Below are 22,008 nucleotides of genomic sequence, written 5' to 3'. Positions count from 1 at the left end.
CAGGCCCTGTGGGGGCGGGTTTACCCGCCAAGCAGGCGCCGCCGATCAGCAGCCAGGCCTGACTCCGCCTGCAAGGCAAGGTAAACTTGCCGCCTTCGCAGGAGTTGCCATGAACTATCGTCACGCCTTCCACGCCGGCAACCACGCCGACGTCCTCAAACACATCGTGCTGACCCGCCTCATCGCCTTGATGTCGCGCAAGGAGCAGCCGTTCGCCTACATCGATACCCACGCAGGGCTCGGTCTGTACGACCTGCAAGGCGACCAGGCAACCCGCACCGGCGAGTACCTGGAGGGCGTCGCCCGTCTGTGGGGTCGTGATGATGTGCCGGCCATGGCTGCCGATTACCTGCGCGTCATCAAGCGGCTGAACGCCGATGGTGAGCTGCGTTACTACCCCGGTTCGCCCGAACTGGCGCGCCGCCTGATGCGTCAGCAAGATCGCGCGCTGCTCAACGAAAAGCACCCTGAAGACGGGCCGCTGCTCAAAGAGAACATGAAAAAAGACCCGCGTGTGGTCGTGCACCTGGGCGAAGGCTGGCATGTGCCCAGGGCCCTGCTGCCGGTGCAGGAAAAGCGCGCGATCATGCTGATCGACCCGCCGTTCGAGCAGGCCGATGAGCTCAAACGCTGCACCAATTCCATGAAAGAGGCGATCAGCCGCATGCGCCAGACCGTCGCGGCCATCTGGTACCCGATCAAGGACCAGCGCTCGCTGACGCGTTATTACCAGGACCTGACCAGCACCGGCGCGCCGAAGCTGCTGCGGGTCGAGCTGTATGTGCACCACCAGGATAGCCCGCAGGGCCTCAATGGTTCGGGTCTGGCCATCGCCAACCCGCCGTGGGGCCTGGAGGAAGAGCTCAAGGAGCTTCTGCCGTGGCTCGCCAAGGAGCTGGCCCAGACGGACGGTAGCTATCGCATGGACTGGCTCATCGCCGAATAATATTGCTTGCCTGTACTGGCCTCATCGCCGGCAAGCCAGCTCCCACAAGTACCGCATCTCCCTTGAGGTAGCGGTGTTCCTGTGGGAGCTGGCTTGCCGGCGATGAGGCCAGTACAGGTTGCCGCGTTGCGCGCATGTTTGCGTTATAATCCCGCCCTTTAGCCGCCACCCGCCCAAGAGGCCGCTGGCGCATTTTTACCGAATGAAGAGGCTAATCCCTTGGCATTGACGATTCTTGGCCTGTCCGGCGCCCTTAGCCATGACCCTTCCGCGGCCCTGTACATTGACGGCAAGCTGATTGCCGCCGCCGAAGAAGAGCGCTTCGTGCGTGACAAGCATGCGAAGAACCGCATGCCCTACGAGTCGGCGAAGTTCTGCCTGGAGCAGGCAGGCATCAAGCCGTCCGACGTCGACGTGGTAGCCATCCCGTTCGCCCCGATCAGCCTGTTCGGCAAGGCGCGCTGGCACTATGCCAAGCGTTACTGGTACGCCCCGGATCGCGCCCTCGACGCCATCCTGATGGGCAACCGTCGCTACAAGCGCTACCGCAAGAAGATCGTCTGGTGCCTGGAGCAGCTGGGCTTCGACCCGAAAAAGGTCAAGATCGAGCCAGTCGAGCACCACTTGGCCCACGCCTCCAGTGCCTACCACTGCTCGGGCTTCAAGGAAAAAACCGCGATCCTCGGCATTGACGGTAAAGGCGAATACGCCACCACCTTCTTTGGCTACGGCGAAAACGGCAAGATCCACAAGATCAAGGAATTCTTCGACCCGGACTCCCTGGGCGGCTTGTATGGCGCAATCACCGAGTTCCTCGGCTTCGAGATGCTCGACGGCGAGTTCAAGGTCATGGGCATGGCGCCATATGGCGACGCCAGCAAGTACGACTTCTCGCGCCTGGCCAGCTTCGAAAACGGCGAGCTGGTGATCAACACCGAGTACGCCAACGTCATCGGCTTGCGTCGCTATAAAGAGAAGGGCAAGGGGTTCTACTTCTCGCCAAAGCTGATCGAATGGCTGGGCCCCAAGCGTGAAGGCGATATCGCCGACGAGCCTTACATTCATTACGCGGCCAGCATGCAGGCGCTGTTCGAGAAGCTGGCGCTGCAGATGATCGACCACTACCTGGGCGACACCCTGCGTGAAACCGGTAAGCTGGCCTTCGCCGGCGGCTGTGCGCTGAACGTCAAGCTCAACCAGAAGATCATTGCCCGCCCGGACGTGAAAGAACTGTTTGTGCAGCCGGCCTCTGGCGACGCCGGTACTGCTGTCGGCGCGGCCGCCTATGTTTCCCACGCCCGTGGCGTACCGGTCGAGAAGATGGAACACGTCTACCTCGGCCCGTCGTACTCCAACGAAGACGTGATCGCGGCCTGCGCCCGGCACCCGAACCAGCCGAAGTGGCGCAAGCTCGACAACATGCCGCAGCAGATCGCCCAGATCATGGTCGATGGCAACCCGGTGGCCTGGTTCCAGGGCCGCATGGAGTTCGGCCCGCGTGCCCTGGGTGGCCGTTCGATCATTGGCTGCCCAAGCGTCGAAGGCGTGGCTGACCGCATCAACCACCAGATCAAGTTCCGCGAGCGCTGGAGACCTTTCTGCCCGTCGATGCTCGACACCGTCGCCCCGCAGATGATCAAGGTCGACCACCCGGCGCCGTTCATGACCTTCACCTTCGAAGTGGCTGAAGAGTGGAAGACCCGCGTACCGGAAGTGGTGCACGAGGACGGTACTTCGCGTGCACAGGTGCTCAAGCGCGAGTACAATCCGCGCTACTACGACATGATGAAAGCGCTGGAAGACCTGACCGGCAACGGCGTGTCGCTGAACACCTCGCTGAACCGCCGCGGTGAACCGATGATCTGCTCGCCGACCGACGCCCTGAACATGTTCTTCGGCTCGGACCTGCAGTACCTGATCATGGAAGACATCCTGGTTGTGAAGGACGGCGCGGCCGCGTATGACCAGCCGCTCTGAACCGCGCATCCTGCAGTTCTGCCATGGCTATGACGGGCCGTTCCTCGACTGCGCCCGTCAGTACGCCAGCCTGTTCCAGGGGCGTGGCTACCAGGTCACCACGGTGTTCCTCACCGGTGCAGCCGACCCGCTGGTAGCGGCCGGCTGCGCATCGGACGAGGTCCTCTTCCTGGAGTTCAGCTCCAAGGCTGTGCGTGGCCTGAAGCTCGGTGCCATTCGTGCCTTGCGGCGCATCGCGGCCGAGCGCAACTTCGCCTTCTGCATTGCCCACCGCTTCAAGCCCATCTACGTGGCCCTGCTGGGTACCGGCCTGCCGGTCATTGGCGTGCACCATGCCTTTGGCGACTATGAGCGCAAAGGCCGTCGGCTGTTCGCCAACCTGTTCAGCAAGCGCCTGAGCCTGCTGGGCGTGTCGGACGCGGTGCGCGACGACATGCGCCGCTGCCTGCCACAGTGGCCGGCCGAGCGCATCCAGACCCTTTACAACCGCATCGACATCGACGCCCTGCAAACAGCCCTGGTGCCGCGCGTCGAGGCACGCCAGGCCCTGGGCCTGGCTGCCCAGGCGTGGGTCGTCGGCAACGTCGGGCGCCTGCACCCGGACAAGGACCAGGCCACGCTGTTGCGTGGTTTTGCCCAGGCGCTGCCCGCGCTGCCGGCCGGTGCGCGTCTGGCGATCCTTGGCAAGGGCCGGCTGGAAGCCGAACTCAAGGCCCTGGCCGCCGAGCTGGGCATTGCCGGGGAGGTGGACTTCCTGGGCCAGGTGCCGGATGCACGCCGCTATTTCCAGGCCTTCGACGTGTTCGCCCTGAGCTCCGACCATGAGCCGTTCGGCATGGTCCTGCTCGAAGCCATGGTTGCCGGCGTGCCGGTGCTGGCCACGGCCTGTGGCGGGGCCCGCGAAGTGGTCGAGGGTGTGGGTGTGCTGTTCCCGCTAGGCGATGCCGCACAGTTGGCCCACGGGCTGAAGCACATGGCCACGCTGGACGCTGAACAGCGTCAGGCCTGTGCCGGGCACATGCTGCAGCGCCTGCATGAACGCTTCTCCGATCAAGCTGTACGCGAGGCCTTCTGGCAGCTGCCGCAAGTACGTGCGCTGGTGGGGCAGGCCTGATGCTCAATCGTATCCAGGCCTTCCGTGAGCGCGGTTGGCAAACCATCGACGCCCAGGCTTATGCCGAGGCATGGGGGCGTTTTGGTGGCAGTGTTGCCACCCATCCGCTGGTGGTCGAGCAACTGGCTGACCTGGCGCAGATCCCGGTGCGTTACCTGGGCTGGTACCAGGCCGGCGAACTGAAAGCCGCCATCCCGACCTGGGGGCGCCACCTGGCGCTGGCCAAGGACGTGCTCAAACGTGCCGGCAAAAAAGCCCTGTTCGACCTGGGCAATGCCGAAATCATCCTGCCAGCGGCGGCCGATGCCGCTGCACCGTTGCGCCATACCGCACGCTACCTGTCCGAACTGTGCCAGGGCCGTTTCAGCGGCCTCAAGGCGCAGAAGGAACAGCTGGCGATGGCGCGGGCGCACGAAGACCTGTCGAAGAAATTCCGCTACAACCAGCGCCGCGAACTGCGCCTGCTGGAAGAGGCGGGTGGCGTGGTACGCCCGATCAGCGACTTCAGTGCGCAGGAAATCGCCAGCATGTACTGCGACCTGTTCCAGCGCCGCTGGGGCTTCCCGGCCACCGGTGCCGAACGCATGGCCGAGGTGCTGGAGCGCCTGCGCGAGCTGCTGATCGGCTCGGTGCTGATGCTGGATGGCAAGCCGATTGCCATTCAGCTGGTGTACCGCGTCGAAGCGCCGGGATGGGTCAGTGTCGAGTACATCAATGGCGGTGTAGACCCGGAAACCAAGGCCTTCAGCCCCGGCAGCGTATTGAGCTTCCTCAATACCCAGGCCGCCTGGGAAGATGCCCGGGCGCGCAACAAGCCATTGCGCTTCTCGTTTGGCCGTGCCGACCGCGAATACAAGGACCGTTGGTGCAACCCTGTGCCGGTGTATCAGGCGTGAGCCGCAAGCAGCAGTTGCTCAAGCGCCATCGGCGCAACAAGCGCCTGGGCTTGCTGACCGGCCTGGTCGCGCTGATCGCCCTCGGTGTATTGGCCTGGTGGTGGCTGCCGCTGTTGCTGTTGCCGCTGCTCTGGGCCGCCCACGAGGCCTGGTTTGCCGACCACCTGTTCTATGCGCCAGGCGAGGACTACGCCTACGATTTCGGTGAACAGGCGCGGGAAGTTCCTGCCAGCCTGCACGATGGGCTGCTCAAGGCTGACTGCGCATTGCAGGGCGATGAAACCCTTGTGCTGGAGCTGCGGGTAAAAGGCAGCTGGCTCGGGCGGTTCTTCGACCCGCAGGTTGTGCTGGTGGCGGCTGAGCAGGCCGACCGGCAAACCTTCGAGCGTGGCGTCGATGGCGTGCGATTCCTCAACCTGACCGGCCTGGCTGCGCCACTGCAAGCCGGCATGTTGCGCCTGCGTGGTCGTCATTGCCGGCTGCTGGGCGAGCCGCGTCTGTGGATAACCCCGGCGGTCGAACTGCAGCGGCGCCGGGTGATGGTGATTGCGCCGCATGCCGACGACGCCGAGCTGGCTGCCTATGGCCTTTACAGCCAGGCGGATGAGACCTGGGTAGTGACGCTGACCGCCGGTGAAATCGAGGCCGAGCACTACCAGCAGATGGGCTTGGCCAAGGCCGAGGCAGCGCGCCTGAAGGGTCGCCTGCGCGCCTGGGACAGCATCGCGGTGCCGCGCTGGGCCGGTGTGCCGGAGTCGCGTTGCGTGCAACTGGGTTACTTCTGCCTGCAACTGCCTGCCATGCAGGCAGCGCCCGACCAGCCGGCAGCCTCCCGTGAAGCTGACCTCGCCGATATCCGCGTGTTCCGCCAGTTCAACCCGTTCCCGCTGCCGGGCGATCGCGATGGCGCGCCAACCTGGCACAACCTGCTGGCCGACCTGCGTGCCCTGTTGGAAATGGCCAAGCCAGAAGTACTGGTGATGCCGCACCCGCAGCTCGACCCGCACCCTGATCACATCTGTGCACAAGCAGCAGTGCTTGAAGCCTTGCAAGGCCTGGCCTGGCAGCCACAAACCCTGCTGTGCTACGCCAACCACCTGCATGATAACGACCGCTGGCCCATGGGCGACAGCGGCGATGGCGTGGCCTTGCCTCCGCAGTTGAGTGCTGCGCAGGCCTGGGCACCTTGCAGCCTGGTGCTGGACCTGGCTACCCAGCATGACAAGGCCATGGCCCTGGGCATGATGCACGACCTGCAGCCGCCCGCGCCGTTCAAGCGCCGCCTGCGCCGCTTGCTGCAACGCTGGCTGGCCGGGCGGCGGCCGTCGCCTTACGGGGAGAACGAGTTCTTCCGCAAGGCCGTGCGCCGACACGAGCTGTTCTGGCGGCGCGAGCTGTAAGCACGCCCCATGGTTGACCGCGATGGCGCAGAGCGCCCAAGGAAAGCAATGAAAGTCCTATTTCTGGTGCAGAAGGAACAGCGGGCGATTCTCGACCGCCTGTACGATGGCGTCGCGGCCAACTGCGAGTGCGACCTGCGTTGGCTGACCAGCGAAGACCAGCGCAACCTGCGTCGCTATTTCAAGCGCGAAGTGCAGGTCGAGCGCTATGACCGCATCGTGTTCTTCCTGCGCTTCAAGCAGGAAATCCGCCAAGTGGCCTTCATCCGCACCGTACCGAACCTGGTGATCCTCGAGCACGACGCCTACCAGAACTACATTCCGTGCAAGTACACCGGCAAATTCAGCGCTCATTACCGCCAATTGCCATGGGCACGGGTGATCAGCTCTGGCTACATGGTCAGCGAGCGCCTGCGCCAGGAAGGTTTCGATGCGGTGTTCGTGCCCAAGGGCTATGACGAGCAGTTGCTCGCCGACCAAGGGCGTGAGCGCGACATCGAACTGGCCTTCGTCGGCAGTGTCAACAGCGTGGCCTACAGCGGTCGCAAGGCGCTGCTGGACGAGTTGGGGCAGGTCGAGAACCTGCTGGTAACCCGTACCAAGTCGGGTGATGACTATTGCAACACGCTCAACCGTATTCGTTTCTTCGTCAGTGCCGACGTCGGTATGGGCGAATACATGATCAAGAACTTCGAAGCCATGGCCTGTGGTTGCGTGTTGCTGGCGTACGACCAGGGCGAGGAAGAAAACCGCGCATTGGGCCTGCAGGACATGCACAACGTGGTGTTCTATGACAACATCCCGACCCTTCAGGAAAAGCTCCGCCGTTTGCGTGCAGACCCTGAACTGGCCCGGCAGATTGCAGAAAATGGCCGCCATCTGGCGGTTTCCCGTTTCAGTTTCGCCGCAGTTGGACGTAGCATCGTCGACCACATGCGCCCCGCGCTCAGGCCTCACCCACCGTTGTCTGCATGGCAGCGGCTGCGCCTGAAACTGGGCATCTAAACAAGAGCTTTCGCGCCCAGGAGCGGGTGTTGAAAGCCGATAGTCGCAATGCGGAGGGAGTCCGGTGCGCTTTTCAGAAGAAAGTGATGTCACGCTTGTCGTGACCAGTTGTGGGCGGTTCGATCTGCTCAAAGATACCCTTGAGAGTTTCGATCGCTACAACACCGCGCCCATTCGCGAAGTGTTCATCACCGAAGATTCCGGTGACGATGCCGTGCATGGCGCTGTGCCAGAGCACTGGAAACCGTACTGCAAGGTGTTCGTGAACCGGCCCAAACTCGGCCAGTTGCCGTCAATCGACCTGGCCTACAGCCACGTCAAGACGCCGTACATTTTCCACTGCGAAGACGACTGGCATTTCTACCGCCAGGGCTTCGTCGAAGACTCGCGGGCCATCCTGGATGTCAGCCCCAACCTGTTGCAGGTGTGGCTGCGCAGCCATGCCCATGACCTGGCCGTCCACAGCCCGTACATCCACCTGGGCGATCGCCAGATCATCGCCGGTGTGCCGTGCTACCCGCTGCTGTCCGACAAGGCCGAATGGCAGGCGTTTTCGCTCAACCCCGGCCTGCGTCGATTGAGCGATTACCAGCGCTGTGCGCCATTTGCCGCCTATGCTGGAGAGAAGGCGCTTTCCCGACGCTACGCTGAGTTAAATCTGACAGCGGTCACCTTGGAGGGTGATGCAGTATTGCACACTGGATTTGGCAATCACGTGACCTTGCCCATTGAAGTGGAGCGCAAGGCCAAGCGTCGCCAACGTGATCGGATCAAACTGGCATTGACGCTGGTGACAGGTGCCTTGATCGGCATGGGTATCACCCTTTTTGTTCAATGAAGTCGCTGTCCCACCTGACATGAGCGGGAGAGGGCCCATGAACATCGTCAATATGATGTGGGCGGGTGGAACGCCGTACATGTCCATCCACAAGGTGCATCGGCAAGTGCTGTCGCATGCCGGTAACGATGCCCGGATCAGTAACTGGTTGCTGCTGGGTAGCGGGCTCTGCTGTGGGCTCGGTTCGACCCGGGAGTGGCACATGCCGCCACGTGCGCTGAAAGGGCGACACCTGTGGCGCCTGCTGCGGCCGTGGTTGCGCATGCGCTTGCGCAAGGCGCTGACCGAGGCCAAGGCAGAAATCGTGCTGCTCGACGGTATTGGTGTCGCGCGGCTGGTACTGCCGCTGTTGCAGAACATTCCCCAGGTGCGGGCCAAGGTGCTGTTCCATGGCAAGACGCGTCTGAACAGCAGCGATATTCGCCTGTTGCGTATGCTCCCGGCCGAGCGGCTGAGCATCGCGGCCGTGTCGCATACGCTGGCTGAATCGCTGGAGCATGACCTGGGTCGGCCGGTGCAGACCCTGCGCATGGCGCTTGATCCGCTGGCGTTCGTCGAGCCGTTGCTGAGCCGGGACCAGGCCAGGCAGGCGCTGCAATTACCTCAGGCCGACGGGGTGATGCTGGGCGCGGTAGGGCGGTTGGTAGAGAGCAAAGGCTTTGAAATGCTGATCGAGGCATTCGCCAAGGCCAATGCACGGCAACCGGGCCTGCAGTTGGCGATCATTGGTGAGGGGCCGCAGCATGCCGTGCTGCAGGCGCGTATCGACGCGCTGGGCCTGGCCGGGCGTGTTCACCTGCGCGGTCACCGTGAAGACCTGCAGCAGCTGTATCGGGCATTCGACTGGCTATTGGTGCCTTCGCGTTCCGAAGGCCTCGGGCTGGTGGTGCAAGAGGCCGTGATGGCCGATGTGCCGGTGGTGTGCAGTGACCTTCAGGTGTTCCGCGAGCAGTTGCGCGATACCGGTGGCTACCTGCCCATTGCCGACGAAAGCGCCTGGGCTGAGGCGATCGAGCGCTGTACGGCAATCGGTGCCCCGGCGGTAGCCGCCAGGCAGCGCCAGGCGCTGGCGCCGGAGCAGGCCTGGCAGGCCTTCTGCAACGGCTCGCAGAGCCTGTTGCGCAACTGACCGTCAGCGCGCCAGCAGGGCTGCCTCGAAGGCGGCGAGGGGGAACCGGTCACCCAGGTTCTCCCGCTCGATATAGCGCACCATGTGCTGCACATTGCGCCGAATCATGCGTGCCGACAGCGGCGGGCGCAGGAAACGCATGTCGGCAACATCGATCAGGCCGAGCTGCTGCTCAGGGGTGACCACCACATTGCCCAGGTGCAGCGAGCGGAAGTACACGCCGCTGCGGTGCAGCTGGCGGACCAGCTGGATCAGTTCCGGCAGGTAAGTGTCCCAGCTGAAGCCTTCATCGCGCGACATTTGCAGCAAGGTGCGCCCGGGTAGCGGGCGATAAAGCACGGCGGTGCGGCCTGGCAGGTCGAGCTTGTGCTGGCTGATCACCTCGAGGGTGGGGATGCCAAGTTGCGCCAGGCGCGCGGCGTTATCGACGAAGCGCTGCGAGTAGGGACGCAGCAATGCAGATGAAATCAGCCGCTTCCTACGAAAAACCTTGAGGAAATTACCATCCGCGAGCAGGTAGACTTTGGCGCCATGGCTGTCTGCCTCAAGCACCTGTGCGCCTTGTGTCAGCTGATCGAAGTCGACCTGGGTGAGCCGGGAGCATTGCATGAATAGAGCCTTGTCGTCTGGCGAGCAAAATGACCGGCAATAATGCCGAAAATAATGCGGTAGCACCATGGATGGTGTCTTTGATTCATCGGGGGAAAAGGATGTTGTATCAAAAAAACTGGGCACGGGTCTGGTTGGGGTTGGGTCTGGTCTGGTTCCTGGCGGCGATTGCCTTGGCGCCGAGCAACAAGATTTATCAGCAAGGCCTGGTGTTGTTCCTGTGGCTGCCAACGCTGGTGCTGGCATGGTCCGCCCGCGAGGTGCTGGTGCAGGCCTGGAAGCGTCAGCCGGCGCTGTGGATGAGTTTGCTGTTGCTGTTGGCCTGGAGTGGGCTGAGCCTGGTCTGGTCATCGGCAGAGGACCCGGGGCGTGAGATCAAGCGCCTGGTCTACATTCTGGTGTTCCTGCTGGCGTTTCCGTTGCTGGCCCAGCTTGGCCTGGCGAGGATTCGCCAGCTGTTGCTGCTCGGTAGTGCCTTGCTGGCTGTTGCCGCTCTGGTTTCGGTCATTCATTTCTATGGCGTGCTTGGCATGCCTTGGCGGGCCCGCCTGCAGGGTATCGGTGAAATATCGCACCCCATCCTGGGTGCATACGTCGTCGGTACGGCGGTGCTTTTCATGCTTTACGAGCCGCCTCGGCACCGTGGCCTGCAGCTCTTGTGGCTGGCGGCACTGGCGTGCCTGGGGGCGTTTGCCATGCTTAGCCAGAGCCGTGGCGCGCTTTTGGCCCTGGTGCTCACCGTCATCATGGCGCCGCTGTGGTTCCGTGACCGCCACAGCCGGGTGTTTTCCATCCTGGCAGTCATTGCTACCGGCGTTGCTTTCTATGTGGTGTACGACCTGATCGCCAAGCGCGGCTCATCCTACCGGCCGGAAATTTTCCATGCCGTGGTCGACATGATTGCCGCCCACCCTTGGACCGGCCTGGGCCTGGGGGCTGCCTACGACGTCAGTGCGGTGGGCAAACATTTTGACCACACCCACAACATGTTCACCCACGTTGCCGTAGAGATGGGCCTGCCGGGCATGCTGCTCTGGGTCATGGTGTGGTTGTTCACCCTGGGTGAAATCATTCGCGCGCGCGGCACGCTGTTTGGCAAGCTCCTGCTGGGCTTCTGGGTGTATTCGACCCTGGCCATGCAGTTCGATGCCGCCAGCCTCACCGGTACGCCACGTGCCGAATGGTTTATCAGCTGGCTGCCTGTCGGCCTTGCCATGATGCTGCCATGGAGGCGTGCCGAAAATGACGCCTGTGGTAAAATTTCCGGTTCAACCTGAACAGCGAGCTCGATAATGGCCGAAACCCCGCGACCGGCGGAGCACACCTCCAGCCTGAAGATCTACTTCCGGCTGTTGGGCTATGTGAAACCCTATGTCGGCATTTTCCTGCTGAGCATTGTCGGTTTCGTGATCTTTGCCTCGACCCAGCCGATGCTGGCCGGCATCCTGAAGTACTTTGTCGACGGGCTGAGCAACCCTGAAGCGGTGTTGTTCCCCAATGTCCCCTACCTGCGCGACCTGCAATTGCTGCAGGCCGTGCCGTTGCTGATCATCCTGATCGCTGCGTGGCAGGGCCTTGGGTCGTTCCTTGGTAACTATTTCCTGGCCAAGGTTTCCCTGTGCCTGGTGCACGACCTGCGCGTGGAGTTGTTCAACAAGCTGCTGGTACTGCCCAACCGCTACTTCGACAATCACAACTCCGGGCACCTCATTTCGCGTATCACCTTCAACGTGACCATGGTCACCGGTGCTGCCACCGATGCAATCAAGGTGGTCATCCGTGAAGGCCTGACCGTGGTGTTCCTGTTTGCCTACCTGCTGTGGATGAACTGGCACCTCACCTTGGTCATGGTTGCCATCCTCCCGGTGATTGCGGTGATGGTCAGCATCGCCAGCAAGAAATTCCGCAAGCAGAGCAAGAAGATCCAGGTGGCCATGGGCGACGTCACCCACGTCGCGTCGGAAACCATCCAGGGTTACCGCGTGGTGCGCAGCTTCGGCGGCGAGGCCTACGAACAGCGGCGTTTCAGCAAGGCCAGCCAGAGCAACACCGACAAGCAGCTGCGCATGACCAAGACCGGCTCGCTGTATACGCCGATGCTGCAGCTGGTGATCTACAGCGCCATGGCCGCGCTGATGTTCCTGGTGCTGTTCCTGCGCGGTGAGTCTACCGCCGGTGACCTGGTGGCCTACATTACCGCTGCCGGCTTGCTGCCCAAGCCGATTCGCCAGTTGTCGGAAGTCAGCTCGACCATCCAGAAGGGCCTGGCGGGTGCAGAAAGCATCTTCGAGCAACTGGACGAAGAGCCTGAACTGGACACTGGTACTGTCGAGAAAGACCGCGTGGAAGGGCGCCTTGAAGTGCGCAACCTGAGCTTCACCTACCCGGGTACCGAGCGTGAAGTGCTGAGCGACATCAGCTTTGTCGCCGAGCCTGGGCAGATGATTGCCCTGGTTGGCCGCTCTGGCAGTGGCAAGTCGACCCTGGCGTCGCTGATCCCGCGCTTCTATCACCACGACCAGGGGCAGATCCTGCTCGATGGCGTGGAGATCGAGAACTACCGCCTGCGCAACCTGCGCCGCCACGTTTCGCAGGTGACCCAGCACGTCACCCTGTTCAACGACACTGTGGCCAACAATATTGCCTATGGCGATCTGGCGGGTGCCCCGCGCGCAGACATCGAAGCCGCTGCGGCCGATGCCTATGCCAAGGAGTTCGTCGACCGCTTGCCGAAGGGCTTCGACACCGACGTGGGTGAAAACGGCGTGCTGCTCTCCGGCGGCCAGCGCCAGCGCCTGGCCATTGCCCGGGCACTGCTGAAAAACGCGCCACTGCTGATTCTCGACGAGGCCACCTCGGCCCTGGATACCGAATCCGAGCGGCACATCCAGGCTGCCCTGGACCACGTGATGCAAGGGCGCACCACGCTGGTGATCGCCCACCGCCTCTCGACCATCGAGAAGGCCGACCAGATCCTGGTCATGGACCAGGGGCGTCTGGTAGAGCGTGGCACCCATGCCGAACTGCTCGCGGCCAATGGCCATTATGCCCGCCTGCACGCCATGGGCCTGGATGAGCCGGCCAAGGCCGATATCACCTGAGTCCTCCCTGATCGGGGCCGTAACGGCCCCGATTGTCACGGGAATTTTCCGGGGGCGATCTGGCCGTAAAGCCGTCGTCTACCCTGTGCTAATATCCTGCCCCTGTTCATTATTTCCATATGGGTTGCCCATGAAGTTGTCCATGCCGCGTTTCGATCAAGCCCCGGTTCTGGTGGTCGGCGATGTCATGCTCGACCGCTACTGGCATGGCGGTACTTCGCGTATTTCGCCTGAAGCGCCAGTGCCGGTGGTCAAGGTCGATCAGATCGAGGATCGCCCCGGCGGCGCGGCCAACGTTGCCTTGAACATCGCCGCCCTGGGCGCACCGGCGTCGCTGATCGGCGTTACCGGCCAGGACGAGGCCGCCGACAGCCTCGCCAACAGCCTTCAGGCTGCGGGCGTGCGTTCGGTGTTCCAGCGCATCGCGCACCAGCCGACCATCGTCAAGCTGCGGGTCATGAGCCGTCACCAGCAGCTGCTGCGTATCGATTTCGAAGAGCCGTTCGCCACCGACCCGCTGTCGCTGGGTGCCGAAGTCGACAGCCTGCTCGAAGGCGTCAAGGTGCTGGTCTTGTCGGACTACGGCAAGGGCGCGCTGAAGAATCACCAAAGCCTGATCCAGGCAGCACGGGCCAAGGGCATTCCGGTGCTGGCCGACCCCAAGGGCAAGGATTTTTCCATCTACCGCGGCGCCAGCCTGATCACCCCGAACCTCAGCGAGTTCGAGACCATCGTTGGCCGTTGCGCCGATGAGGCCGAACTGGTCGCCAAAGGCTTGCAGCTGCTGCAGGATCTGGACCTGGGCGCCGTGCTGGTAACCCGTGGCGAGCACGGCATGACCCTGCTGCGCGTTGGCCAGCCGGCGCTGCACCTGCCGGCGCGGGCGCGTGAAGTGTTCGATGTGACCGGTGCCGGTGATACCGTCATTTCCACCCTCGCGGCGGCCATTGCCGCTGGCGAGGACCTGCCCCACGCGGTGGCCTTGGCCAACCTGGCGGCCGGCATCGTGGTCGGCAAGCTGGGTACGGCTGCGATCAGTGCCCCGGAACTGCGCCGGGCGATCCAGCGTGAAGAAGGTTCCGAGCGCGGCGTGCTGGGCCTGGAGCAACTGCTGCTGGCCATCGATGACGCGCGGGCGCACAAAGAGAAGATCGTCTTCACCAATGGCTGCTTCGACATCCTGCATGCCGGGCACGTCACCTACCTGGAGCAGGCGCGGGCCCAGGGCGATCGGCTGATCGTCGCGGTCAACGACGACGCTTCGGTCAGCCGTTTGAAAGGGCCGGGCCGGCCGATCAACAGCGTCGACCGGCGCATGGCCGTGCTGGCCGGCTTGGGCGCGGTGGACTGGGTGATCAGCTTCCCGGAAGGCACCCCGGAAAACCTGCTGAGCCAGGTCAAGCCGGATGTGCTGGTCAAGGGTGGCGACTATGGCATAGACCAGGTGGTAGGCGCTGATATCGTCAAGGCGTATGGCGGCACTGTGAAGGTGCTTGGCCTGGTCGAGAACAGCTCGACCACCGCGATTGTCGAGAAGATTCGCAAGAACTGACACAGCCGGGGCCGCTTTGCGGCCCATTCGCGGCACAAGGCCGCTCCTACAGGGATCGCATAGCTCAGGGCCTACACAATCTCCTGTAGGAGCGGCCTTGTGCCGCGAACGGACTGCAAAGCAGCCCCAGTATCACTTGTGCAGGCTAGTACGCGCCCGCTCCAGCAATGCCCGGGCCTTGTCGCCAAACCGCTGCAGGTGCGATGACCGTGCCGGTTTGCTCTCCACCAACCCCTGCTGCTTCACCCAGTCCTTCCAGCGCACCCGCTCGTCTGTCACCACCCAGCCTTCCTGCCGGGCGAAACTCTCAGCCAGATACAGCCCGCGTGTGCTCGCCGGCACCAGCTCATCCTTCTTCAGCGTATACAGCTCCGCCAGCGGGTGGCCGTCCTTCAACGGCATCAGGTACAGGTCTGGCCGTTTGCGGTTGAGCCGCGCTACCAACTGGCCGCCCTCCAGCCGCTCATCGACGTGGAACAGGCTGAGTTTCTTGGCTTCACGAGGCACCTGTAGGCGCATGTCGTAGATCAGCTGCAGCGATGCGGTGGGCAAGTGCACATAGGCCCTTGGCCGCTCCAGCAGCATCAGGTTGCCGCAGTGCACGGGCCGCGCGGCACCGGACTCGGGGGCCAGCAGGAAGTGCGGTGTTTCGCGGTAGTGCAGGGCAGCGGCGTATGGGACGGGCAGCCAGGTATCGTTGAAGCGCCCGCCTAACCAGCCTTCCGGGGTTTCCAGCAGGCATTCCTCAGCCACTTCCTGAACAGCCGTGTGCAACGGCAGGTTCAGCTCCTGCGCCGGAACATACCCAGAAATCAGTTTCAGCACCACATCGCCACGGTCTTGCCGGCGCTGGCGCACCAACACCCAGTAATCTCGGTTTTGCCAATGCAGGGTAAGGCGCACCGACACACCCAGGTTGGCCAGTTCGACCACGAAGCGCTGCGTGTCGGGCAGCTGGATGGCCTTGCGCCGCTGTTGGGTCTGGGCAAAGTTCAGTGGCATGCCGATGCTCTGGTAGATCAGGCCTTCGGGTGTGGCTTCGACATGCAGTGGCAGTGTCTTGAAGTTGCTCGGGTTCTTGCGGATCAGCGTTCGCGCCACGAGGCTCCTCCTTGCGTCGGGTCATTCTCCTGGCCCTTGTTGGGCCAGGGGCAACTCAGTGCTGGCCCAGGATGCGGGCGACGGTGGCCACGTTGTGGGCCAAGTGCAGCGGATTGATGGTGCCGACGATAGCACTGCTGACGCCCGGGTGGGCGAACAGCAGCTCGAAGCTTGCCTGCACCGGGTCAACGCCCGGGGCCAGGCAGACGTGCCCGCTGGCCAGGGCCTTCTTTACCAGGATGGCCTTGCCGTGTTCGGCAGCGTAGTCCAGCACCGGGCGTTCTGCCTGCTCGTTGAGGTTGTAGGTAACCATGGCGCAGTCGCCTTGTTCCAGTGCTTTCAGGCCACCGGCCACGGTCTTGCCGGACAGGCCGAAGCCGAGGATCTTGCCCTCCTGCTTGAGCTCCGCCAGGGTCTGGTAGACCTCCTGCTGTTCGAGGATCGCCAGGTCGTTGCCGTCGGAATGCACCAGCACCAGTTCGATGCGGTCGGTTTCCAGGCGGCGCAGGCTGCGCTCCACCGAACGGCGGGTGTGGGCGGCACTGAAGTCGAAGTGCGACTGGCCGTTGTCGAATTCTTCGCCTACCTTGCTGACGATCACCCACTCATCGCGTTGGCCGCGCAACAGCGGGCCCAGGCGTTCTTCACTGCGGCCATAAGCGGGGGCGGTGTCGATCAGGTTGATGCCCAGCTCGCGGGCCTGGGCCAGCAGCATGCGGGCTTCGTCATCGTCGGGGATGGTGAAACCGGTGGGGTACTTCACACCTTGGTCGCGGCCCAGCTTGACCGTGCCCAGGCCCAGTGGCGAAACCTGGAAACCGGTGCTGCCCAGCGGGCGGTGGAAGTCGTGCAGGGTGGGCAGGCTCATGGCAGCAAGTGCTCCCAGGCCGGCACGCCCAGGGGGGGGCGTGGCAGGTCGGCCAGGTCGGCTTGTGCCTGCGGGCGGATGCCGTCGCGCTCCAGATGGGCGATGACCCGGTCACTGAAGTCCGGTGCCAGTGCCAGCTTGGTCGGCCAGCCCACCAGCAGGCGCTGCTGGTCGGCAAGGAAGGCGTTGTCCGGGCGTACCAGGCCGGATTGCGCAGGTTCGGCGCGGTCGACGCGCAGGGTGGCCCAGCGCACCAGGCTCTGGTCAACCCATGGCAACAGGTTGGCGATTTCCTTCTGTGCCGCAGCAATCTGCGCTGCAGGCTCGCGCGCTACGCCATCGGCTTCCGCCAGGTCGCCGCCGAGGTACCACACCCACTGGCCATCGGCTGCCGGGTGGGTGGTCACCGTCACCCGTGGCTTGGGCCCGCCACCGAGGCAGTGGGCGTACAAAGGTTTGAGGTTCGGGCCCTTGGCCATGACCATGTGCAGCGGGCGGGTTTGCATGGCTGGCTGGTCCAGGCCCAGCGCCTGCAGCAAACCTTCGGTGCCGGCACCGGCGCTCAACACGATGCGCTGGGCACGGATTTCCCGGTCATCCACGCGCAAGCCAACCAAGGCATCACCTTCACGCAATGGTTCGATGCGCTCACCTGCAAGCAAGGAGTCGCCGGCCAGCTCGGCCAGGTTGGCCAGCAGGCTCGGGACATCAATCACCAGTTCTGCCAAGCGATAAACCTTACCCTTGAAGGCGCGGTCCTGCAGCGCGGGCGGCAGCTGGTCGCCCTTGACCTGGTCGACCCGGCCGCGCACGGCCTTGCTGGCGAAGAAACTGGTGAGGTTGCCGGCCAGGGTGCCGGGTGACCACAGGTAGTGGGCATCGGAGAGTAGACGGGTACGGCCGAGGTCGAGTTCGCCGTCGCCAGCCAAGGCCTCACGCCAGCGGCGCGGCATGTCGGCGATGGCTTCCGAGGCGCCGGTAAGGGCACCGTGCAGGGCGTACTTGGTGCCGCCGTGGATAATGCCCTGCGACTTTATCGTCTGCTCACCGCCAAGGCTGGCGCGTTCCACCAGCACTGTCGAGTAGCCCTGGCGGCGTAGGCGGGCATTGAGCCAGAGGCCTGCGACCCCGGCGCCGACGATCAGCACGTCAGTGGAAATGGCAGATGGCATGGCGGTACCTCGAAGACTGGGACAGCTGGCAAGTATACAGGCTATACCTGTGAGGGCCCTATCGCCGGCAAGCCAGCTCCCACAGGGATAGTGCAGAGCCTGCAACTTCCACTATCCCTGTGGGAGCTGGCTGCCGGCGATGAGGCCCACACAGGTTGTCTCAATGCCCGGCTGTTTTGGAGAACAGCTGAATCACCACCACCCCACCCACAATCATGGCCATGCCCAGCATCGCCGGCACATCCAGCTTCTGCCCATAGATCACCAGCGCCGCCACACTGATCAGCACAATCCCCAGCCCCGACCAGATGGCATAGGCGATCCCCACCGGAATGCTGCGCACCACCAGGGTCAGCATCCAGAACGCAATGCCGTAGCCAACCACCATCAGCAGCAGGGGCAGTGGCGTGCTCAGGCCTTTCACTGCTTTCATGGAGGCAGTGGCGATAACTTCGGCGCAGATGGCGATGGCGAGATAGGTATAGGCATTCATGGCGGGGTCCTCTGGTAACTGGTCGGGCATTCTAGACCTTGCCCAGATGCGGTAAAGTCATTACCTATCAGATATGGGGATAGGATGATGGCTGAGCAATGGAACCTGGAGCAGCTGCGAATTTTTCTGCGCGTCGCCGAATTGCGCTCCTTTTCTGCCGTTGCCCGCGAACAACGCAAGGCTCAATCGGCTATCAGTAATGCCATCGCCCTGCTGGAAGCAGACCTGGGTGTCACGTTGTTCGAGCGCAGCAGCGGCCGGCAACCGAACCTGACCGAAAATGGCAGCGCGTTGTTGGAAGATGCCCGCGAACTGTTGCGTCAGTGCGAACACCTGGACGGCCGTGCCCTGGCCTTGATGCGCGGGCAGGAGGCCTTGCTGCGGGTTGCCCAGGACGAAGCCATGCCTTACCAGCCGGTGATCGACAGCCTGGACGAGCTGGCCAGCCGCTACCCGTTTCTGGAGGTGCAACTGGCCAGCGGTGCCCAGGGCGATGTGGCGCGCAAGCTGGTGGAGCGGCGCGCCGATCTGGGCCTGTTCTTCCACCACGAAAGCATCCCGGCATCGCTGGAGCGGCGGGCGCTGGGCAGTGTGGAGATGGTCACGGTTTGCGCAGTCGGCCACCCGCTGGCGGGCGAAGGCCGGGTCACCCGCCAGCAACTGGCGCGCCACCGGCAGTTGCTGATCACGCCACAACAAAGCGGTTACCCAGGCGGCGAGGCGATCAGCCCGCAGGTATGGCGTGCCGACAGCTTCTACGCCATGGCCGAACTGCTGATGCGCGGCCTGGGCTGGGCCTGGCTGCCGCGGCACGTGGTGCAGTACCCGACCTACCAGGCGCACATGGTCGAGCTCGATAGCGAGTGGCGCCCGCCGGCGCTGGTGGCGGAACTGGCCTGGCGCCGTGATGCGCCCCTGGGGCCGGCCGCGCAGTGGCTGGCCGAGCGCTTTGCGGTGCACCTGCGCGCGATCGGGTAAACTCCGGCGCCATGAACAGAACACTCTATACCTTGCTGTTTCACCTGGGCCTGCCGCTGGTTGCGCTGCGCCTGTACCTGCGCGCACGCAAGGCGCCTGCCTATGGGCAACGCATCGGCGAGCGCTTTGCTTGCAAGCTGCCGGCAATGCGCCAGGGCGGCATCTGGGTACATGCTGTGTCGGTTGGCGAGAGCATTGCTGCCGCGCCCATGGTGCGTGCCTTGCTCAAGGCCTACCCGGAATTGCCGATCACGCTTACCTGCATGACACCGACCGGTTCCGAGCGTATTCGCGCCATGTTCGCCGACGAACCACGCGTACAGCATTGCTACCTGCCCTACGATCTGCCGTGGGCGGCCGAGCGATTTCTCGACCATGTGCAGCCGAAGCTGGGCATCATCATGGAAACCGAGCTGTGGCCCAACCACATCCACCAGTGCGCCAAACGCGGAATTCCGGTGGCGCTGGCCAACGCGCGATTGTCCGAGCGTTCGGCACGCGGCTACGGGCGCTTTGCCAAACTGACTCGGCCGATGCTGGCGGAAATGAGCCTGATCGCCGTGCAGACCGAAACCGAGGCGCAACGCTTTCGTGACCTGGGCGCGCGCCCTGAGTGCGTGCAGGTCACCGGTTCGATCAAGTTCGACTTGCAGGTCGACGGGCAACTGTTGCCGCGAGCCAGGGCATTGCGTGAGCAATGGGGCGCCGAACAGCGCCCGGTGTGGATTGCCGCGAGTACCCATGACGGCGAGGATGCGCTGATTTTGCAGGCGCATCGGCAGATGTTGCAGGTGCATGGCGATGCCTTGCTGATCCTGGTGCCGCGCCATCCCGAGCGCTTCAATGCGGTGCATGCGCTGTGCAGCGAGCAATTCACCACCGTGCGCCGTTCTTCAGCAGCGCCGGTCGATGCGCAAACCCGCGTGTTGCTGGGCGACACCATGGGTGAGTTGCTGTTCCTGTATGCCCTGGCCGACATTGCCTTCGTCGGTGGTAGCCTGGTGCCGACCGGTGGGCACAATCCGTTGGAGCCTGCGGCGCTGGCCTTGCCGGTGCTGATGGGGCCGCATGTGTTCAACTTCCTCGAAATCAGCGCGATGCTGCGCGAGGCGGGTGCGTTGCAGCAGGTTGATGATGCTGACGGGCTGACCGGTGCGGTGCGCCGTCTGGTGGAACTGCCGCAGGACGCCCAGCGCATGGGCGAGGCGGGCAGGGCGGTGATGCGGGCCAATCAGGGCGCGTTGCAACGCTTGCTCGATGGCCTGGATGCGCTTATCCGCTGACTTTTGCACTGGCTTCTTCGCGGGCGAGCCCGCGAAGAATTCATCACCTAACTCAAGGGCGGCGCTCAAAGTTCTTGGCCGCTGCCGCAGCCAGGTCTGGCGGCAGGAAGTCCTTGTCCGGGTTGTAGTCCGGTTTCAGGTAACGCTTGAGGTCCTGCAGGTCTTGCGGGCTGAGGGTGCCGGCTGCCTGCTTCAGGCTCAGGTTGTCGAGGATGTAGTCATAGCGGCTGTTGTTGTAGTCGCGTACCGAGGTGTACAGCTGGCGTTGCGCGTCGAGTACGTCGACGATGTTGCGGGTACCCACCTGGTAACCGATTTCGGTGGCTTCCAGCGCGCTCTGGTTGGAGATGATCGACTGCTTGCGTGCTTGCACCTGTTCCACATCGGTGTTCACCGCGCGGTGCAGGTTGCGGGTGTTTTCCACCACTTGGCGGCGCAGGCTTTCACGTTGCTGCTCGCTCTGGCTCAGGCGCTGGTAGGCCTCGCGTACCTGCGAGCTGGTCAGGCCACCGCTGTAGATCGGGATGTTCAACTGCAGGCCAACGCTGGTCTGCTCGACGTCGCCACCGTAGCGCACGTTTTGCTGCGGCGCCGGGTTGGTAAAACCGAGGCTGTCGTTGTCACCCTTCTGGTACTTGGCCACTGCATCCAGGGTCGGCGCATGGCCGGCCTTGCGCTGGCGCAGGGTCTCTTCGGCGGCGGAAACCGCATAGTTGGTGGCCAGCAGGTTGAGGTTCTGGCGGCCGGCGGTTTCGACCCAGGCCTTGGCGTCGTTTGGCGTAGGTACCTGCACCGGCAGGGTATGCACCACGCCTTGAATCGAGGTGTATTCACGGTTGGTCAGGGTGACCAGCGCTTCAAAGGCATCCTGCACCTGGCGCTCGGCGATGATCCGGTTGGCGCGGGCCGTGTCATAGCTGGCCTGGGATTGCAGCACGTCGGTCTTGTCCGACAGGCCCACATCGAAGCGTTCGTTGGACTGGTCCAGCTGGCGCTTGAACGCGGCTTCCTCAGCCTTGGTAGCGGCCAGGTTGTCCTGTGCGCGCAGCACGGCGAAGTAGCTTTGCGCGGTTTGCAGGATCAGGTTCTGTTCAGTGGCCGACAGCTCCAGCGCTGCCTGTTCGTTGACCGCTTCGGCTGCCTGCAGCTGGAACCAGCGATCAGCGCGAAAGATTGGCTGGGCCAGGGTCGCGCTCCAGGAGTTGCCGCTGCGGTTGGAGGTGATGGAAGGCTCGTCCAGCTTGGTGCGGGTGTTCAGCATCTCGGCATCGGCCGAGAGGTTTGGCAGCAACCCGGCGCGGGCCTGCGGCACCACTTCGCGGCGGGCGCCATAATCGGCACGTGCCGCAGCCAGGTCGGCGTTGTTGTCTACCGCTTCCTGATAAACGCTGACCAGGTCGGTCTTGACTGTCGAGGGCACGTCCACTGCCCAGGCCACTCCGTTGGACGCACAAGACACGGCAATCGCCAGTGAGAGTTTGCGCAGCATAGAGGCAATCCTTGTACGAAATTTAATTACTGAACTGTTGAGTATCGAGTGACGGGC

General features: G+C 63.5%; 19 protein-coding genes. 13 read left to right on the top strand and 6 right to left on the bottom strand.

The window, feature by feature from the left end:
* The first annotated feature begins 109 nt into the window (after positions 1–109).
* From SB765_RS05630 to SB765_RS05595, 8 genes are all read left to right on the top strand, one after another.
* Positions 110–946 (top strand): 23S rRNA (adenine(2030)-N(6))-methyltransferase RlmJ, encoded by an 837-nt coding sequence (locus tag SB765_RS05630; RefSeq protein ID WP_016501929.1) that lies wholly within the window; start codon positions 110–112, stop codon positions 944–946.
* A gap of 219 nt (positions 947–1,165) precedes the next feature.
* The gene (locus SB765_RS05625; protein ID WP_264360982.1) at positions 1,166–2,923 is read left to right on the top strand and encodes a carbamoyltransferase; all 1,758 of its coding nucleotides are present in this window, start codon (positions 1,166–1,168) and stop codon (positions 2,921–2,923) included.
* Positions 2,907–4,037, top strand: a complete 1,131-nt coding sequence (locus tag SB765_RS05620) for a glycosyltransferase (protein WP_341796934.1) — start codon at positions 2,907–2,909, stop codon at positions 4,035–4,037. The genes SB765_RS05625 and SB765_RS05620 overlap by 17 nt, the downstream gene beginning before the upstream one ends.
* Positions 4,037–4,933, top strand: a complete 897-nt coding sequence (locus tag SB765_RS05615; protein ID WP_410911036.1) for an antimicrobial resistance protein Mig-14 — start codon at positions 4,037–4,039, stop codon at positions 4,931–4,933. The genes SB765_RS05620 and SB765_RS05615 overlap by 1 nt, the downstream gene beginning before the upstream one ends.
* Positions 4,930–6,333 (top strand): PIG-L deacetylase family protein, encoded by a 1,404-nt coding sequence (locus SB765_RS05610; protein ID WP_341796932.1) that lies wholly within the window; start codon positions 4,930–4,932, stop codon positions 6,331–6,333. The genes SB765_RS05615 and SB765_RS05610 overlap by 4 nt, the downstream gene beginning before the upstream one ends.
* Positions 6,334–6,381: 48 nt before the next feature.
* Positions 6,382–7,338 carry a glycosyltransferase gene (locus SB765_RS05605; protein ID WP_368977446.1) on the top strand — a complete coding sequence of 319 codons (957 nt, stop codon included), beginning with the start codon at positions 6,382–6,384 and terminating at the stop codon, positions 7,336–7,338.
* 64 nt (positions 7,339–7,402) lie between these two features.
* Positions 7,403–8,176, top strand: coding sequence for a glycosyltransferase family 2 protein (locus tag SB765_RS05600; RefSeq protein ID WP_016501923.1), 774 nt, complete (start codon positions 7,403–7,405; stop codon positions 8,174–8,176).
* Between the two features lie 37 nt (positions 8,177–8,213).
* Complete coding sequence (locus SB765_RS05595; RefSeq protein WP_341796930.1) at positions 8,214–9,305, top strand: glycosyltransferase; 1,092 nt, start codon at positions 8,214–8,216, stop codon at positions 9,303–9,305.
* A 3-nt stretch (positions 9,306–9,308) separates the two neighbouring features.
* Here SB765_RS05595 and SB765_RS05590 read toward each other — a convergent pair whose 3' ends face one another.
* Positions 9,309–9,914 (bottom strand): toluene tolerance protein, encoded by a 606-nt coding sequence (locus tag SB765_RS05590; protein ID WP_174370328.1) that lies wholly within the window; start codon positions 9,912–9,914, stop codon positions 9,309–9,311.
* A gap of 101 nt (positions 9,915–10,015) precedes the next feature.
* Here SB765_RS05590 and SB765_RS05585 point away from each other — a divergent pair, with 101 nt between their 5' ends.
* From SB765_RS05585 to hldE, 3 genes are all read left to right on the top strand, one after another.
* A complete protein-coding gene (locus SB765_RS05585; protein ID WP_341796929.1) occupies positions 10,016–11,191 on the top strand; it encodes an O-antigen ligase family protein in 1,176 nt (391 codons plus the stop codon).
* 15 nt (positions 11,192–11,206) lie between these two features.
* Complete coding sequence (gene msbA / locus SB765_RS05580) at positions 11,207–13,015, top strand: lipid A export permease/ATP-binding protein MsbA (protein WP_341796928.1); 1,809 nt, start codon at positions 11,207–11,209, stop codon at positions 13,013–13,015.
* A 130-nt stretch (positions 13,016–13,145) separates the two neighbouring features.
* On the top strand, positions 13,146–14,567 hold the full coding sequence (hldE, locus tag SB765_RS05575) for a bifunctional D-glycero-beta-D-manno-heptose-7-phosphate kinase/D-glycero-beta-D-manno-heptose 1-phosphate adenylyltransferase HldE (protein ID WP_043198172.1): 1,422 nt from the start codon (positions 13,146–13,148) through the stop codon (positions 14,565–14,567).
* 132 nt (positions 14,568–14,699) lie between these two features.
* On the opposite strand, the gene SB765_RS05570 is transcribed toward hldE, so the two are convergent.
* The 4 genes from SB765_RS05570 to SB765_RS05555 form a co-directional block, all read right to left on the bottom strand.
* The gene (locus SB765_RS05570; protein WP_410911040.1) at positions 14,700–15,668 is read right to left on the bottom strand and encodes a metal ABC transporter ATPase; all 969 of its coding nucleotides are present in this window, start codon (positions 15,666–15,668) and stop codon (positions 14,700–14,702) included.
* A gap of 55 nt (positions 15,669–15,723) precedes the next feature.
* Entirely contained in the window at positions 15,724–16,536 is an 813-nt protein-coding gene (locus SB765_RS05565; protein WP_341796926.1) for an aldo/keto reductase, read from the bottom strand.
* Positions 16,533–17,708: an NAD(P)/FAD-dependent oxidoreductase gene (locus SB765_RS05560; protein WP_016501915.1), complete on the bottom strand. Its 1,176-nt coding sequence runs from the start codon at positions 17,706–17,708 to the stop codon at positions 16,533–16,535. Before SB765_RS05560 ends, SB765_RS05565 begins: the two co-directional genes overlap by 4 nt.
* 160 nt (positions 17,709–17,868) lie before the next feature.
* Positions 17,869–18,201, bottom strand: coding sequence for a DMT family transporter (locus tag SB765_RS05555; RefSeq protein WP_008095055.1), 333 nt, complete (start codon positions 18,199–18,201; stop codon positions 17,869–17,871).
* Positions 18,202–18,288: 87 nt separating this feature from the next.
* Between SB765_RS05555 and SB765_RS05550 the strand changes: the two genes are divergently transcribed.
* Positions 18,289–19,179 (top strand): LysR family transcriptional regulator, encoded by an 891-nt coding sequence (locus SB765_RS05550; protein WP_410911041.1) that lies wholly within the window; start codon positions 18,289–18,291, stop codon positions 19,177–19,179.
* Positions 19,180–19,190: 11 nt separating this feature from the next.
* Positions 19,191–20,462, top strand: coding sequence for a lipid IV(A) 3-deoxy-D-manno-octulosonic acid transferase (gene waaA, locus SB765_RS05545; RefSeq protein ID WP_410911042.1), 1,272 nt, complete (start codon positions 19,191–19,193; stop codon positions 20,460–20,462).
* A 52-nt stretch (positions 20,463–20,514) separates the two neighbouring features.
* Here waaA and SB765_RS05540 read toward each other — a convergent pair whose 3' ends face one another.
* Positions 20,515–21,951, bottom strand: coding sequence for a TolC family outer membrane protein (locus tag SB765_RS05540; RefSeq protein ID WP_410911043.1), 1,437 nt, complete (start codon positions 21,949–21,951; stop codon positions 20,515–20,517).
* Positions 21,952–22,008: the final 57 nt, after the last annotated feature.

The organism is Pseudomonas sp. SIMBA_067 (genome assembly GCF_046534675.1).
Classification (GTDB): Bacteria; Pseudomonadota; Gammaproteobacteria; order Pseudomonadales; family Pseudomonadaceae; genus Aquipseudomonas; species Aquipseudomonas putida.
Note: the sequence above shows the minus strand (reverse complement) of the source record. Positions and strands in the feature narration are given on the sequence as shown.